The sequence below is a fragment of the Hyphobacterium lacteum genome, assembly GCF_036330345.1.
In the GTDB taxonomy this organism is placed as follows: Bacteria; Pseudomonadota; Alphaproteobacteria; order Caulobacterales; family Maricaulaceae; genus Hyphobacterium; species Hyphobacterium lacteum.
Genome location: NZ_JAZDRP010000003.1, coordinates 317,544 through 330,395 on the forward strand (window position 1 = coordinate 317,544; position 12,852 = coordinate 330,395).

The 12,852-nt window shown below is 60.6% G+C and carries 15 protein-coding genes; 8 read left to right on the plus strand and 7 right to left on the minus strand.

Annotated features, from left to right (window positions below; genetic code table 11):
- Position 1 precedes the first annotated feature (1 nt).
- Complete coding sequence (locus V0U79_RS06370; protein WP_330198644.1) at positions 2-1,225, plus strand: O-antigen ligase family protein; 1,224 nt, start codon at positions 2-4, stop codon at positions 1,223-1,225.
- Positions 1,222-2,067: a glycosyltransferase gene (locus V0U79_RS06375; protein ID WP_330198645.1), complete on the plus strand. Its 846-nt coding sequence runs from the start codon at positions 1,222-1,224 to the stop codon at positions 2,065-2,067. The genes V0U79_RS06370 and V0U79_RS06375 overlap by 4 nt, the downstream gene beginning before the upstream one ends.
- Here V0U79_RS06375 and V0U79_RS06380 read toward each other — a convergent pair.
- Positions 2,064-2,963 (minus strand): hydroxymethylglutaryl-CoA lyase, encoded by a 900-nt coding sequence (locus tag V0U79_RS06380; protein WP_330198646.1) that lies wholly within the window; start codon positions 2,961-2,963, stop codon positions 2,064-2,066. The genes V0U79_RS06375 and V0U79_RS06380 overlap by 4 nt on opposite strands.
- 7 nt (positions 2,964-2,970) lie before the next feature.
- On the minus strand, positions 2,971-4,620 hold the full coding sequence (locus V0U79_RS06385; protein WP_330198647.1) for an ArnT family glycosyltransferase: 1,650 nt from the start codon (positions 4,618-4,620) through the stop codon (positions 2,971-2,973).
- Positions 4,621-4,730: 110 nt separating this feature from the next.
- Between V0U79_RS06385 and V0U79_RS06390 the strand changes: the two genes are divergently transcribed.
- Both V0U79_RS06390 and V0U79_RS06395 read left to right on the plus strand, forming a co-directional pair.
- Positions 4,731-5,462, plus strand: coding sequence for a glycosyltransferase family 2 protein (locus V0U79_RS06390; protein WP_330198648.1), 732 nt, complete (start codon positions 4,731-4,733; stop codon positions 5,460-5,462).
- Between the two features lie 12 nt (positions 5,463-5,474).
- Positions 5,475-5,978 carry a hypothetical protein gene (locus V0U79_RS06395; protein ID WP_330198649.1) on the plus strand — a complete coding sequence of 168 codons (504 nt, stop codon included), beginning with the start codon at positions 5,475-5,477 and terminating at the stop codon, positions 5,976-5,978.
- Positions 5,979-6,057: 79 nt separating this feature from the next.
- Here V0U79_RS06395 and V0U79_RS06400 read toward each other — a convergent pair whose 3' ends face one another.
- On the minus strand, positions 6,058-6,369 hold the full coding sequence (locus V0U79_RS06400) for a hypothetical protein (protein ID WP_330198650.1): 312 nt from the start codon (positions 6,367-6,369) through the stop codon (positions 6,058-6,060).
- A 125-nt stretch (positions 6,370-6,494) separates the two neighbouring features.
- The gene (gene phaR, locus V0U79_RS06405; protein ID WP_330198651.1) at positions 6,495-7,082 is read right to left on the minus strand and encodes a polyhydroxyalkanoate synthesis repressor PhaR; all 588 of its coding nucleotides are present in this window, start codon (positions 7,080-7,082) and stop codon (positions 6,495-6,497) included.
- 157 nt (positions 7,083-7,239) lie between these two features.
- Here phaR and phbB point away from each other — a divergent pair, with 157 nt between their 5' ends.
- Both phbB and V0U79_RS06415 read left to right on the plus strand, forming a co-directional pair.
- The gene (phbB, locus tag V0U79_RS06410) at positions 7,240-7,968 is read left to right on the plus strand and encodes an acetoacetyl-CoA reductase (protein WP_330198652.1); all 729 of its coding nucleotides are present in this window, start codon (positions 7,240-7,242) and stop codon (positions 7,966-7,968) included.
- 46 nt (positions 7,969-8,014) lie between these two features.
- A complete protein-coding gene (locus V0U79_RS06415; RefSeq protein ID WP_330198653.1) occupies positions 8,015-8,755 on the plus strand; it encodes a DUF4908 domain-containing protein in 741 nt (246 codons plus the stop codon).
- Here the strand turns inward: V0U79_RS06415 and V0U79_RS06420 are convergent.
- On the minus strand, positions 8,737-9,159 hold the full coding sequence (locus V0U79_RS06420; RefSeq protein ID WP_330198654.1) for a cupin domain-containing protein: 423 nt from the start codon (positions 9,157-9,159) through the stop codon (positions 8,737-8,739). The two genes, V0U79_RS06415 and V0U79_RS06420, sit on opposite strands and share 19 nt — an antisense overlap.
- On the minus strand, positions 9,156-9,926 hold the full coding sequence (gloB, locus tag V0U79_RS06425; RefSeq protein WP_330198655.1) for a hydroxyacylglutathione hydrolase: 771 nt from the start codon (positions 9,924-9,926) through the stop codon (positions 9,156-9,158). Before gloB ends, V0U79_RS06420 begins: the two co-directional genes overlap by 4 nt.
- Before the next feature lie 82 nt (positions 9,927-10,008).
- On the opposite strand from gloB, the gene V0U79_RS06430 reads away from it, so the two are divergent.
- Positions 10,009-10,767 carry a class I SAM-dependent methyltransferase gene (locus tag V0U79_RS06430; protein WP_330198656.1) on the plus strand — a complete coding sequence of 253 codons (759 nt, stop codon included), beginning with the start codon at positions 10,009-10,011 and terminating at the stop codon, positions 10,765-10,767.
- A 1-nt stretch (position 10,768) separates the two neighbouring features.
- A complete protein-coding gene (gene hisC / locus V0U79_RS06435; protein ID WP_330198657.1) occupies positions 10,769-11,854 on the plus strand; it encodes a histidinol-phosphate transaminase in 1,086 nt (361 codons plus the stop codon).
- On the opposite strand, the gene V0U79_RS06440 is transcribed toward hisC, so the two are convergent.
- A complete protein-coding gene (locus V0U79_RS06440; RefSeq protein WP_330198658.1) occupies positions 11,851-12,852 on the minus strand; it encodes a DUF2125 domain-containing protein in 1,002 nt (333 codons plus the stop codon). The two genes, hisC and V0U79_RS06440, sit on opposite strands and share 4 nt — an antisense overlap.

Consider the following 12,852-nt stretch of genomic DNA (forward strand, 5'->3'; position numbering starts at 1 on the left):
AATGACGGCTGCCCTTTCCGATAAGGACTATGTCCGGGCCGGAATAGCGGCGGTCGTCATCCTGTTTTTCACCGGGGCCGCGGCGGGCGCGGGCGGTTTGCCTCTGCCGCCCTTTGTCGCGCTGGGCGGGATCATCGCCTTTCCCTGGAAAGACGTTCTGAAGCTGCACAAGGACCCGCCATGGGAGGCCATGCTGGGAGCCTTGTTCATTGCCTGGGCAGCGCTGAGCTGGACCTGGTCGCCCTATGATAATCCGGAACAGGCGATCAAGCTTCTCGTAGGCGTGCCGCTCTACGCAGCCTTCGCTTTCGCCATTTTCCGGCTGGAAGGCAAATGGCGGGCACGAGCCGAAGCGGCCTTCCTCTTCATGGCCTTTTTTGGTGCGCTCTACCTGTTCGCCGAATTCGTGAATGGCGGCGCGTTGACCATGTCCTACAAGCTGGATGTCGAAGGTCTGGAGGCCGGTGACCCGGTCGCCCGTTTCGAGGTCGACCGGAGCCTGGGCCACGGGGTCTTGCTGATTGTCCTGTTCGCTGGACCCGCCGCGGCCCTGGCCTGGCGGGAAGGCGGGCCTTTGATCGGATTGCTGCTTTTGGCCCTTACCGGCGTGACGACATTCGGTTTCCATATACAGGTCAATATATTGGCGTTTTTCGCTGCGCTCGGTGCCGCCATTGTCGCCTATTACTCGCCCAGAGGCGCGCTCTCCGGCATTTTCGGCCTGATCGCCGGAGCGTTCGTCGTAACGCCATTGATATTACCGTCCCTGGCTTCCCTGCTGCCCGACAGCATCATGGCCTATCTGCCCTTTTCGTGGGAAACGCGGATAGCGATCTGGGAGTTTGCCGGCGAACAGATTGTGCAACGCCCCTGGCTCGGCTGGGGTCTGGATGCGTCCCGTTCGATCGACTCCGTTGAGGTCATGCGCGGACTGGAACATCAGCTTCTGCCGCTTCATCCGCACAATGCACCGATACAGGTCTGGCTGGAGACCGGTGCTTTCGGGTCCATTCTTCTGGCCTTCACCCTGGTGATGCTGGGCGGACGTATCGCGGGCGCGCGCTATCTCTCGCGACTGCAGGCCGCGGCGATTTCCTGGGTCGCCATGTCCTATTTCTGCTTCATCTTCTTCAGCTATGGAGCCTGGCAGGAGTGGCATATGGCGGCGCTGGCCGTGGCCATCGCCGGAACCAGCTTCCTGTCAGCCCGGCCAAGGCCCGCATGACCGCCGTTTCCATCTCTGCTGTCATGGTCAGCTGGCGAACCGGGCCGGCACTGCTGGATGCGATCGAGGCTGTTCTCGCCGATACAGCCATCACCGAGCTGATTCTGATCGATCATGAAAACCCCGCTGATCTGCGCCGGCAGGTGGAGACACTCGCAGCCGGGAACAGCCGCCTGAAGATTGTCCGGACGGATGAAAATCTCGGCTTTGGCCGGGGCTGCAATCTCGGCGCCGCTAAGGCCAGTGGCGACCAGTTGCTCTTCCTCAACCCCGATACCCGGATCGAGGCAGGGACCGCCTCACGGCTAGCCGATGTGCTTTCGGGTCAGCCGGTCACCGCGCTGGCCGGTGCCCGCATTCTGGGGTCCGGCGGGGCTGAGCAAAGCGGTTCGCGGCGGCGGGAACTGACGCTTTGGCGGGCGCTGGCCACCTTTACAGGCCTGTCGCGGTTGGGTCTGGCACAATCGTTCGGAATGGAATCCGAACCGGTCCCCGCTGAACCGCAGGAAGTCGCGGCGGTTTCCGGCGCTGCTTTCATGATGTCGCGGCAGGGCTTCGAGACGCTGGGCGGTTTCGATGAAACCTATTTCCTGCATGTCGAGGATATCGATCTTTGCCGCCGGGCGGGCCCAGTGTTTTTTGTTCCGGATGCCATCGTCCATCATATTGGCGGCACCAGCGAGGCCAGCCCGCTCGCGGTTGAATGGCATAAGGCGAAAAGCTTTTTCCGGTATTTCTGGAAATTCGGCAGTTTGCCGGGGCGCTTGGCCCTGTTGCTGGCGGCGCCACTGATGTTTGCGGCGATTCTGCTGCGCGGTCTGTGGCGGCAGATCACGCGCTAGGACGGAAATCCCCCGGCCTTTGACAGCATCGATTCCACCGGGTGCTTGAGCCCCTCGCTTTCCAGCCATTTCGCGGTCTCGATCAACTTGTCCAGATCCAGACCGGTGTCGAACCCGCCGCGCTCCAGCATATAGACCACGTCCTCTGTCGCCACATTGCCCGTCGCCGCTGGTGCAAACGGGCAGCCGCCAATGCCACCGACCGAGGCGTCGATGACATCGACGCCCGCTTCTACAGCCGCAAAGACATTTGCGAGGGCTGTATTGCGGGTGTTGTGGAAATGCATACGCAGGCGGGCATCCGGTGCCGCATCGCGCACAGCATCGATCCGCTGGCGGACGTCCCAGGGATTGGCGACGCCGATCGTGTCGCCCAGAGCAATTTCCATGGCGCCAGCATTTGCCGCCCGTCCGGCCAGCATGGCAACGGTGTCGACCGGTACCTCGCCGTCGAACGGATCGCCGAAGGCGACCGAAATGGTGACGGATACCGGGACCTTGTCGTCATGCGCCAGCACAGCAATGCGGTCGAACAGATCGGCCGTCTCCTCAGGCGTGGCGTTCTGGTTGCGCTTGCCGAAACCTTCGGACGCGACCATGACAAAATTCACCTCGTCGCAGCCGCTATCCAGCGCTCGGCGCATTCCGCGTTCGTTAAGCGCCAGGCCGATGTATCTGACGCCGTCCACGCGGGGTACGCGGGCCATGACGTCATCGGAATCGGCCATGGCCGGCACCAGTTTGGGGTGTACGAAGCTGGCTGCTTCCATGCGCTTAACGCCTGCTGCGATGAGGCGTTCGACGAACTCGATCTTCAGCTCCGTCGGCATCAGCACCGGATCGTTCTGAAGTCCGTCTCGTGGCCCGACTTCAACAATTTCGATCGAACGGGTCATGGTTTTACTATCCTTGCTCGCAATTGTGCAGACGCACGATCAAGACCGTCTCTTCGCCGCGCGAATAATTATAGCCCGGCACTTCGCGGCGCTCGCAAACCCCCGTCTCGATCTGTTCCAGGGTCGCCATGTCATCGCCGGACCGTGCCGTATCCTCAATCGATACGAAGGCACCGCTTTGCGCGATAACGGCATCACCCATTTCGTCGAACGCGACCAGCCGCGTTTCCGTCCCCAGAGCAAACACCAGGCTGGGTTCATTGTAGGATGAAATCACACTCACCGCATCCCGCCCGGATTGACCGGTCATGTCCGCCACGGTTTGTGCTGCCCGTTCGGACAGGTTCAGATCCTGGGCCAGAGGCACGGCCACCATCCGCATCTGAACATGCCAGGACAGGCCTGCGAATATGGCCAGCATGAGAGCGGCGGTTCCTTGCTTGCGCATGATGGCGATGATCACAGCCAGAATTGCCATCACACAGATGGCAGCCGCAATGCCGGCGAGGACCGGCGATCCGCCATAAACGATTGAGGCGGCCAGGATCAGGGCGATCAGGACCACACTGCCCAGAAGGCCCAACGTTATCGAGGTCAGGCGTGTCCACAGAGGCGTGGCGGAAAAGGCCTGCCATCCCAGTCCTGCGATCAGGGCCAGCGCGGCATAAACCGGCAATGGATAATGCGGCAGCTTGGTCGGCATCAGTTCAAACACGATCCAGCTGGGAATGATCCAGGCCAGAAGAAAGCGGATGGCCTTCGCCTGATCGCTATTTGTGTCTCTCAGGCCGGGTAAGGCGGCCCGGAACCCGGGGACAAGGAAGAAGATGAACGGGAAGGACAAAACAGACAGCGTCAGGAGGTGATAGCCGGGCATCCCGCCATGGGTTTCCAGTCCTGATGTCAGCCGGGGCGCAAGATCAACGCCGATCGCTTCGCGCAGGAATTCACCATCTGTCGCCAGTTGTACGGCGATCAGCCAGGGTAAAACGATCAGCGCTGCCAGAATCGGGCCCGGCCAGAACAATAGTGGTCTCAGCCAGCCAGGTTTCCGTTCCCAAACCAGCAAAGCCAGTATGGCGAGGCCTGCCACCATGGGCGTGACGGGCCCTTTCACAAGGACGCCCAATCCCAACATGACCCAGAAAACCAGCGCGTCCCTGCGGCCGCCGCCATGGCGCAATGCCAGCAAGGCCGCCATCGCCAGCGTCGTTGCACCTGACAACATCGCATCGGTTTTTGCGATACCGCCTTCAGATGCCAGAAGAATGGAAACCGCAAACAGGCTGGCCGCTGCAAAGGCCGCCTCCCGGCTCATGAAACGCGTCCCGGCCCAGAAACAGCCCAGTGCCGCCATTATGGCCCCCAGGACAGACGGAAGACGATAGGCCCAGACCGGCCGCTCCGCGTCGCTGGTCAGCAATCCGGCGGTAACCGCCTGCAACCAGTATATGCCGACCGGCTTCTTGTTCCGCGCCTCGTCCTGGAACCTGATCTCGACGAAATCGCCGGTCTCCAGCATCTGGGTTGTGGCTTGCACATAACGGGATTCATCGCGGTCCAGCGGCTGAATGGTGAAAACGCCGGTCAGAGCGGCCAGCGCTGCCAAAGCGCCGATAATCCACCATGCCCTTTGTCCGGAAATCAGATCCGCCATTGCGTGTATCCGCTGCCGGGTGGAGAAACGCCTCGCACCTCACTGGAAATCAGGTATGTAACGGGTCGGGGCCGGTCCGCAAGCTGGGCGCCGCCGAAACAGGGCTTTTGATGACTGACACGCCTGACATCTCTGTCGTTGTGCCTGCGCACAATGAAGCTGGCAATGTTACCGGCCTTGCCGAAGAAATCGCGGTAGCGCTCAAAGGCTATAGCTACGAGATGATCTTCGTCGATGACTGTTCGACCGACGCGACGCTCTACGAGCTTATTGCCGCCAAGGCGCGGTTTCCCGAGTTACGGGTCATTTCTCACCGGAAGAATGCCGGTCAGTCACGCTCGGTTCGCACGGGCATAATGGCTGCGCGCGGCCGGATTATCGGGACCATGGATGGTGATGGCCAGAATCCGCCTGCTGATTTGCCGCTTCTGATCGATACGCTGACGCGCGGCGATGCGCCGGCAAATCTCGCCGTAGTGGGCGGACGCCGTGCCAAACGGCAGGATTCAGCCTGGAAAAAGCTGGCTTCCCGGGTTGGTAATGGTGTTCGCAAGGCACTGCTTCGTGATGATGCCGATGATACGGGATGCGGACTTAAAGCCTTCTATCGCAAGGAATATCTCGAGCTTCCTTTTTTCGATCACCAGCACCGTTTCCTCTACGCCTTGTTCAAACGCGAGGGTTATGTTGCGGAGTTTCGCGATGTGGGCCACAGGCCACGGGGCGCGGGAAAATCGAAATATACGAACTTCGGTCGGCTTTTCGCCTCATTGTCAGACATGCTAGGGATAATGTGGCTGAACTCGCGGGCGCGGAATCCCGAGGGATCAGACGAGCATTAAAAGGAGTGTGTCATGGCCAACGGTGGTGATCAGGGGTTCTTCCTCGGGATGACGGCCAGCCGACGCGCGCGCGAACGCCGTGCGTCTGGCGGAAATGGTCAGCAAAGAGGGGGTGGAACCTTGTTCAATATCTTTCCGAAAATGGTGATCCCGGTCATCATCTATGCAGTCGTGGCCTTTATGGCTGGCCCGGGGGCCATGACGTCCGAACTGTTCAGCGTGCGTATGGTGTCCGGTGCAGACTGGGTGCTGACGACGGGTGATCTTCTGCTGATCCTCGGTCTTCTGGTCTTCTTCATCGAAATGGTGAAGGCCGCCGGTTCCGGTACAGCGACGATCCTCAATCATGGCCTGTCGATGCTGGTCTTTGTCATCGCGCTGGCCCTGTTTCTTCTGATGGAACAGTTCGCCACATCGACCTTCTTCATTCTGATGGTGATGGCGTTGATCGACACGCTGGCCGGCTTCGTTGTCACGATTGTGGCCGCTCGCCGCGACCTGGCGGTCGCCGACTAGGCCAGAAGGAACAGCAGCCCACTGGCGATCAGCACATCCAGCGAGATCGCCAGACGGCTCTGTATTTTCAGAGCCTTGATCATGCACGCCGCTCCCAGGCCGGGGGCGGCGTTTGCATATGCGCCGGGCGCGCATAGGCATGATGGAAACGTGCGCGTTCGGACGCGTCGGCTTTCAGCCCCCGGCGACGGGGCTGGGCGGAAAGCTCGTAGGCGGCTGCCGCGGTAATCAGCGTCTCGTTGGTGTGGCGCGTCTCTGTCGGGACAACAGAGAGAGACGGGAGATCCTGCCGCGGCGGCCGGTCCTGCGAATCCGGGGACGAGCTGACCGGCGCAACACGGGAGGCATTGCGGGTCGGGACATAGGTCAGAAGGCCACGGATCGGTGTCATGACCACCTATCCGCAAGCCCGATGCCAGAGTTTAAGGCCTGATTAACCCTGTTTCAGGCGCAAAACAGGCCAATCCGGCGCCTCCGGGGCACCGCCGTTAAGATTTGCGTAACGAATTGGAACAGTCAGTTGCCGGACATCTTGTCGATCTTGGCACGCATGGCATCCAGTTCCGCGCGCATGGCTTTCAGCTCGTCGCTTTCCTCGTGACTGGCTGAAGCGTCCTCATCACCGGAGGCGGCACCGCCACCGATGTAAGGATTGAACATCTGCACTGCCTGACCAAACATTTCCATATTGCGGCGGGTTTGTTCCTGGAAGGCATCCATCATGGCCTGCGGCGAATGCATGGAGCCAGCGAACCGTTCGCGCATGGCCTCCTGCTGCTGAGCGAAGGCCTCCATCGTTGCCTGCAGATAACTCGGCACGACCGATTGCAGGCTGTCGTCATAATACTGGATCAGCTGACGCAGGAAGGGCAGGGGCAACAGGTTCTCACCGCGCGCCTCTTCTTCGAAGATGATCTGGCTGAGAACGCTGTGAGTCAGGTCCTCGCCGGATTTTGCATCAACGACCGTAAAGTCAGCCCCTTCCTTCACCAGCTTGCGAACATAATCGAGCGTCACATACTGGCTTGTGGACGTGTCATAGAGCCGCCGGTTCGCATACTTCTTGATGACGATCGCGTCGGAAGCATTATCTTTCTTGCCCATGACCGGCGTACTCCTTTTAAAGCACCAAATGCACTGCTATACGCCCCTTGGGTGAACGGGCCGGGGCAGGCGCGGGGATAATTGCGTCCCTTGACGAATGCTGCAAGCGCGTTTCGCAAGCGCAGGATAACACAGCCTGAAATGAAAGGGTGGCGAAATGGGACGCAGAGCTTTGGTTACGGGTGGCACGCGCGGCATAGGCGCGGCGATTTCCGTCAAGTTGAAAGAGGCCGGCTATGATGTAGCCGCCAATTATGCAGGCAATGACGCAGCAGCACAGGCGTTCAGCAATGACACCGGCATACCGGTCTTCAAATGGGATGTGGGCGATTACGACGCTTGCGCCGCGGGTCTGGCAGAGGTGGCCGAAGCCCAGGGCGGATCTCTTGAAGTTCTGATCAATAATGCCGGCATCACCCGTGATGGCATGTTTCACAAGATGACGCCCGAGCAGTGGAATGATGTGATCCGCGTCGATCTCACATCTCTGTTCAACATGACCCGCCCGGTCATCGACGGTATGCGGGAGGCCGGATTTGGCCGCGTGGTGAACATCTCTTCCATCAACGGCCAGAAGGGTCAGATGGGTCAGGTCAATTATTCCGCCGCCAAAGCGGGCGTCATCGGTTTCACCAAGGCGCTGGCTCAGGAAACCGCGCGCAAGGGCATCACCGTCAATTGTGTGGCGCCTGGCTATATCGATACCGACATGGTCGCTGCGGTGCCGGAAAATGTCCTGCAGAGCATTATTGGCGGCATTCCCGTCAACCGTCTTGGCAAGGCTGAAGAGATTGGTGCGGCGGTCGTCTATCTTTGTAGCGACGATGCCGGATTTGTCACCGGAGCGACACTGGCAGCCAATGGCGGTCAATACGTCTCCGGTTAATCCGGGCGCCCTAATTTCGCCCTTCTAGGCGGGCAATGAGGGGCCGATGATATCGCGCCGTTTTCTCCTAGCGGCCATGCTTTCGGGTGTGGCCTCGGGCATCCCTGCTGCATGGGCCGGGGTGGACAATCCGTTGCGTCAACGCCGCTCCCGCCGGGAAGAAGTGCCCGATGTCGCGGAATTCCATCGCCAGGACGGGCGACGGGGATTTGTACTCGACCGCACAGATGACATCTGGCTCCTGCAGCCCCTGGATGAGGAAGAGGTGCTGGCCCTGTTCCCGCAGCGTGCGCCGAATGGCGGCACCAGCTTCAACACTGACTGGGGCGATGAAATTGTCCGTATATCGTCGATCGGCGCGGTGACCTATTATCCCGACGACCAGCCCAATGGCGTGATCGCCGAAATGTGGGAGCCGGCACGGTCGATACAGCTGCCCGATGCCAGTGTAGACGATTTGCGGGAGGCATCGGCCCAATCTGCCCTGCAATTGGCGAGCATTATGGGCCGGCCGGTACAGGTCGAGTATGGTGCAGCCCCCCGCGAAGGCCTCGGACTTATGGTCGACGCCATGCGCCTTGCCGTTACCGGTATTGAACGCGCCCGGACTATGGGCGCCGAACTGGATTTCCTGCAAAGGCTGAAGATCGCGCCCGGCGAGATGGCAGAGCTCGGCATTGTCGATGATCTTTTCACGGTGCGCGTCAATCTGCAGGCCGGGTTTGCCGGACGCCCGTCCTCAACCCGGATATCACGCTATCTGACGGCTTACGAAACACCGTCCTGAGGCGCCCAGCCCGGCGGTGCCAGTTCGAATCCGTCAAAGTCGAAGCCCGGTGCCACCGTGCAGCCGACCAGCGTCCACTCGCCCAGACTCCGGGCACTTTGCCATGCATGAGCCGGCACGACAGCCTGGGGGCGATGGCCGGCCTTAAGTTCGGCGCCCAGCGTGTGAGATGTGCTTTCCCCGTCTTCGTGAATATCCAGCCGCAACGGCGCGCCGGCATACCAGTGCCAGACCTCGGCTGCATCGACCCGGTGCCAGTGCGACAGCTGCCCTTCGGTCAGCAGGAAATAGATGGCGGTCGAATGCGCCCGGCCTTCGGCTTCATCGCGGAAAACTTCCCGGAACCAGCCGCCTTCCGGGTGCGGCTCCAGATCCAGTTCGCGGATGATGTCGTCTGCGGTCAAAATTGATCCTTCCGGCGGCGCACTTCTGCAAACACCTCGACCGGATCGGCGCCCGCCATCCCGACGGCGGCAGCCAGAGCCGGATCATCCGGACGCAGGAAAGGATTGGCCGCTTTCTCTTTTCCGATCGTTGTTGGCACTGTCGGTCGGCCGCGGCTGCGCCGTTCGGCGACATCGCTGGCGTAAGCCTTGAGGTCCGGATTGCCGGAATCGACGCTCAGGGCAAAGGCAGCATTCGCCTCGGTATATTCATGGGCGCAATAGATGACGGTGTTGTCCGGCCAGGCCCGCAGTTTTGACAGGCTGGTCCACATATCGGATGGCGACCCTTCAAACAGGCGCCCGCAGCCCAGCGCGAACAGCGTATCGCCGACAAAGGCAAGCCTGTCTTTTGCAAAATGATAGACCACATGCCCCATCGTGTGGCCGGGCGTGTAGACTATATCTGCGGTATGTGTACCGAGTTGCAGCCGGTCGCCGTCCGTGACCCATTGATCGGCCGCATCGATCCGCTGACGGTCATACTCCGGCGCAATGACCCTGGCGCCCGTGGCCGCTTTCAGAGCGGCATTGCCGCCAGCATGGTCAAAGTGATGATGCGTGTTCCAGATCTGGGTGATGAACCAGCCGGCATCTGCCGCGGCCGCCAGGTAGGCGTCGGCGTCCGGTGTATCGATGGCCGCGGTCTCGCCGCTTGCCGGGTCATGCACAAGGAAACCGTAATTATCGGACAGGCAGGGAAATTGCCTGATCTCAAGCTCGCTCATCAATCCGTACCTTTGTCCCAACGCGCTGTTAGCCTATGACAGACAGACTGGCATGGCTGAGCTCTGATTGGAAACCGCTTCAATGCGCACGGATGCGCTACAGATCGAACAATTCTATCGCACCGAACAGGGCCGCGCGGCCCGCGCCATGATGGTGCGGCGCCTGCGGGCGCTATGGACCGGCCTGGATGGGCTGGACGTGTTGTCGATCGGCTATGGCCCGCCGCTTCTTGAGTCGATCGAAGGCCAACCGCGCCGGCGCATCGCGTTCATGCCGGCCGAGCAGGGCGCGGTACGGTGGCCCGGCGATGCTCCGTCCCGAACCGTGCTGGGCGAAGAAAGCCATCTTCCGTTCCAGGATGCCATGTTTGACCGTGTTATCCTTGTGCATGCCCTGGAAGAATCCCAATCGCCCGCACATTTGCTGCGCGAGCTTTGGCGGATCACAGCGCCTCAGGGCCGGATCGTGTTGATTGCACCCAACCGGGCCGGTCTCTGGGCACGTGTCGAAACCACGCCTTTTGGCCATGGGCGCCCGTTTTCGCGGGGCCAGCTCTCGCAACTGCTCGGTGATGCCGCGTTCACGCCCACTGCGTGGTCCCGGGCTCTGCATGCTCCGCCCTGGGCCTGGGCCTGCAAGGATGATCGCGCTTTGGGATGGGAGACATTTGGCGAGAAACTGATGCCGCATCTCGGTGGTCTGATTCTGGCCGAAGCGGTGAAAAACACCGGTGCTTTGACGCCGCGCAGAGTCAGGCCTGTACGCGTTCGGCTCCCGGGTCTTGAAGGTAGCCCCACCCCCGCGCTATCTCCTCGCCGGACCCGTCAGGAGGACTCGTGACATGACGCTTCAACCCCGCCCCGGCATTCTTGATATCAAACCGTACAAGCCGGGCGCTGCTGATGCGCCGGGTATCGCCAATCCGGTCAAGCTCTCATCGAATGAAAACCCGATGGGATGTTCGCCGCTGGCCCGTTCGGCTTTCGAGGCGTCCTCGAAAAATCTGAACCTCTATCCGGATGGCGGCGCGACGCGGCTTCGGGCGGCGATTGGCAAGGCCTATAATCTTGATCCCGCCCGCATTGTCTGCGGGACAGGCTCGGATGAATTGCTTCAGCTGCTCGGCCGCGCCTATCTGGCGCCCGGCGACAAGGTGGTCCAGTCGCAATATGGCTTCCTCGTCTACCGGCTTGTTGCCATGCAGTCGGGCGCTGAACTTGTCAGTGCGCCGGAAACAAATTTCACGACTGACGTGGATGCGGTTTTGCAGGTCGCAGGTGAGGATGCGCGGATTGTCTTCATTGCCAATCCGAACAATCCCACGGGGACCTATATTTCCCACGACGAGATCCGCCGTCTGCGCGAGGGTTTGCCGGAAAACACGCTGCTGGTCGTCGATGAGGCCTATGCCGAATATGTCGACAGACCGGATTACGAAACGGCTTTCGACCTTGCGCGGGAATACGACAATGTTGTCGTCACTCGTACCTTCTCCAAGATTCACGGTCTTGCCGCGCTGCGCCTCGGCTGGGCCTATGCCGACGGCTCCATCATCGACGTTCTCAATCGGGTCCGTGGACCATTCAATGTGAATCTGCCGGCGATCGAAGCGGGCATCGCCGCGATTGAGGATACCGATTTCCAGCAACGTTCGGCCGAGCACAATCGGCAGGGCCTGGCCTACATGCACCAGCAACTGGGTGGACTCGGACTGGATGTGACGCCGAGCGTTGGAAATTTTGTTCTGGTGCACTTCCCTGAAACGAAGGGGAAGACGGCTGCGGAAGCCGATGCCTTCCTCACACGGAAAGGGCTGATTGTGCGGCCGGTTGCGCCCTATGGTCTGCCGAATTCGCTACGGATCACGATCGGGCTGGATGCGGATAATCACAAGATTGTCGAGGCATTGACCGAGTTCATGGCCTAGCGGAGAACCGGGCCGACTTCGCCGAGGCGGACCGGACCGAAGAAAACACCGCCATTCCGGAACGAAAGCGGGATTGATGTTCCGGTATCGGAACGCGGCGCAGACTGCGCGACCAGACGCAATGCGCCGGCGCTTTCCTCTGAAACCGATCCGGATTCAACGATGGCATCCACCACAGCTTCAGGATCCAGAAGGTTGAGGCTCAGCCGCCCCGACGGGCGTAACTGGGAATCCAGTGTCATTTGACCCTCGGCCGCCATATCGAGCCGGCCCCAGTCAATCTCGAAGCCCCGAAGTGTGGATTGTCCGGAAGCCTGTGCCCAGACGGCCAGATCAGCGGAACGCGCCAGTTCAGGCCATTCGGTCAGGATGAAATCCGCCCGCAAAACCGTAACCGAAGTCCCAAATGAATTGACCAGAATGGGGTCGACCGAGCCGGGGGCCAGTTCGACATTGTCCAGCTGGACCTGAACCAGCATTTCGCCCGTGTCACGCGTGGCCGCCGACAGGCCGATATTCCCCGCAGAAGTTATGGCCGGCCGGGCATCGCCAATGCCCGCAATGCTTAGTCCTTCGATACTGACCCCGATCCGGTTGGTCACATTGGCTTCGCCGGCAATGCTGAAACGCGCCGAGCGCGCCGTAAACGCCATGCCATCGCCATTCTGTTCCAGACTGAATTGCTCACCGAGAGAGACGACCCAATGGGAGAAGTCATAGGGCAAGGCGTTCGCCTCGAAACTGTCCAGCGCCAGAATCCATCCTCCCTCCGTTTCCGGAGCGCGGATTACGACATCATTCGATGCCACGGAAAACCGGTAGGGATAGCCGCCGATCCGGATATCTGCGTGTTCGATCTGGTAGCCGGCCGCCAGCTGTTCGGCTTGCCAGTTTTCGACATAGGCTTCGATTTCGCTGCGGGCATAAACCCAATAGGCCGAATACAGCGCAAACACGACCAGGACGGCCAGAATGGGGAACGCAAAACGCTTGGGCAT

Excerpts from the sequence above, each read along its gene's own strand:
- V0U79_RS06370 (WP_330198644.1), top strand. The coding sequence starts at position 2 with ATGACGGCTGCCCTTTCCGATAAGGACTATGTCCGGGCCGGAATAGCG.
- V0U79_RS06375 (WP_330198645.1), top strand. The coding sequence starts at position 1,222 with ATGACCGCCGTTTCCATCTCTGCTGTCATGGTCAGCTGGCGAACCGGG.
- V0U79_RS06380 (WP_330198646.1), bottom strand. The coding sequence starts at position 2,963 with ATGACCCGTTCGATCGAAATTGTTGAAGTCGGGCCACGAGACGGACTT.
- V0U79_RS06385 (WP_330198647.1), bottom strand. The coding sequence starts at position 4,620 with ATGGCGGATCTGATTTCCGGACAAAGGGCATGGTGGATTATCGGCGCT.
- V0U79_RS06390 (WP_330198648.1), top strand. The coding sequence starts at position 4,731 with ATGACTGACACGCCTGACATCTCTGTCGTTGTGCCTGCGCACAATGAA.
- V0U79_RS06395 (WP_330198649.1), top strand. The coding sequence starts at position 5,475 with ATGGCCAACGGTGGTGATCAGGGGTTCTTCCTCGGGATGACGGCCAGC.
- V0U79_RS06400 (WP_330198650.1), bottom strand. The coding sequence starts at position 6,369 with ATGACACCGATCCGTGGCCTTCTGACCTATGTCCCGACCCGCAATGCC.
- phaR (WP_330198651.1), bottom strand. The coding sequence starts at position 7,082 with ATGGGCAAGAAAGATAATGCTTCCGACGCGATCGTCATCAAGAAGTAT.
- phbB (WP_330198652.1), top strand. The coding sequence starts at position 7,240 with ATGGGACGCAGAGCTTTGGTTACGGGTGGCACGCGCGGCATAGGCGCG.
- V0U79_RS06415 (WP_330198653.1), top strand. The coding sequence starts at position 8,015 with ATGATATCGCGCCGTTTTCTCCTAGCGGCCATGCTTTCGGGTGTGGCC.
- gloB (WP_330198655.1), bottom strand. The coding sequence starts at position 9,926 with ATGAGCGAGCTTGAGATCAGGCAATTTCCCTGCCTGTCCGATAATTAC.
- V0U79_RS06430 (WP_330198656.1), top strand. The coding sequence starts at position 10,009 with ATGCGCACGGATGCGCTACAGATCGAACAATTCTATCGCACCGAACAG.
- hisC (WP_330198657.1), top strand. The coding sequence starts at position 10,769 with ATGACGCTTCAACCCCGCCCCGGCATTCTTGATATCAAACCGTACAAG.
- V0U79_RS06440 (WP_330198658.1), bottom strand. The coding sequence starts at position 12,852 with ATGCCCAAGCGTTTTGCGTTCCCCATTCTGGCCGTCCTGGTCGTGTTT.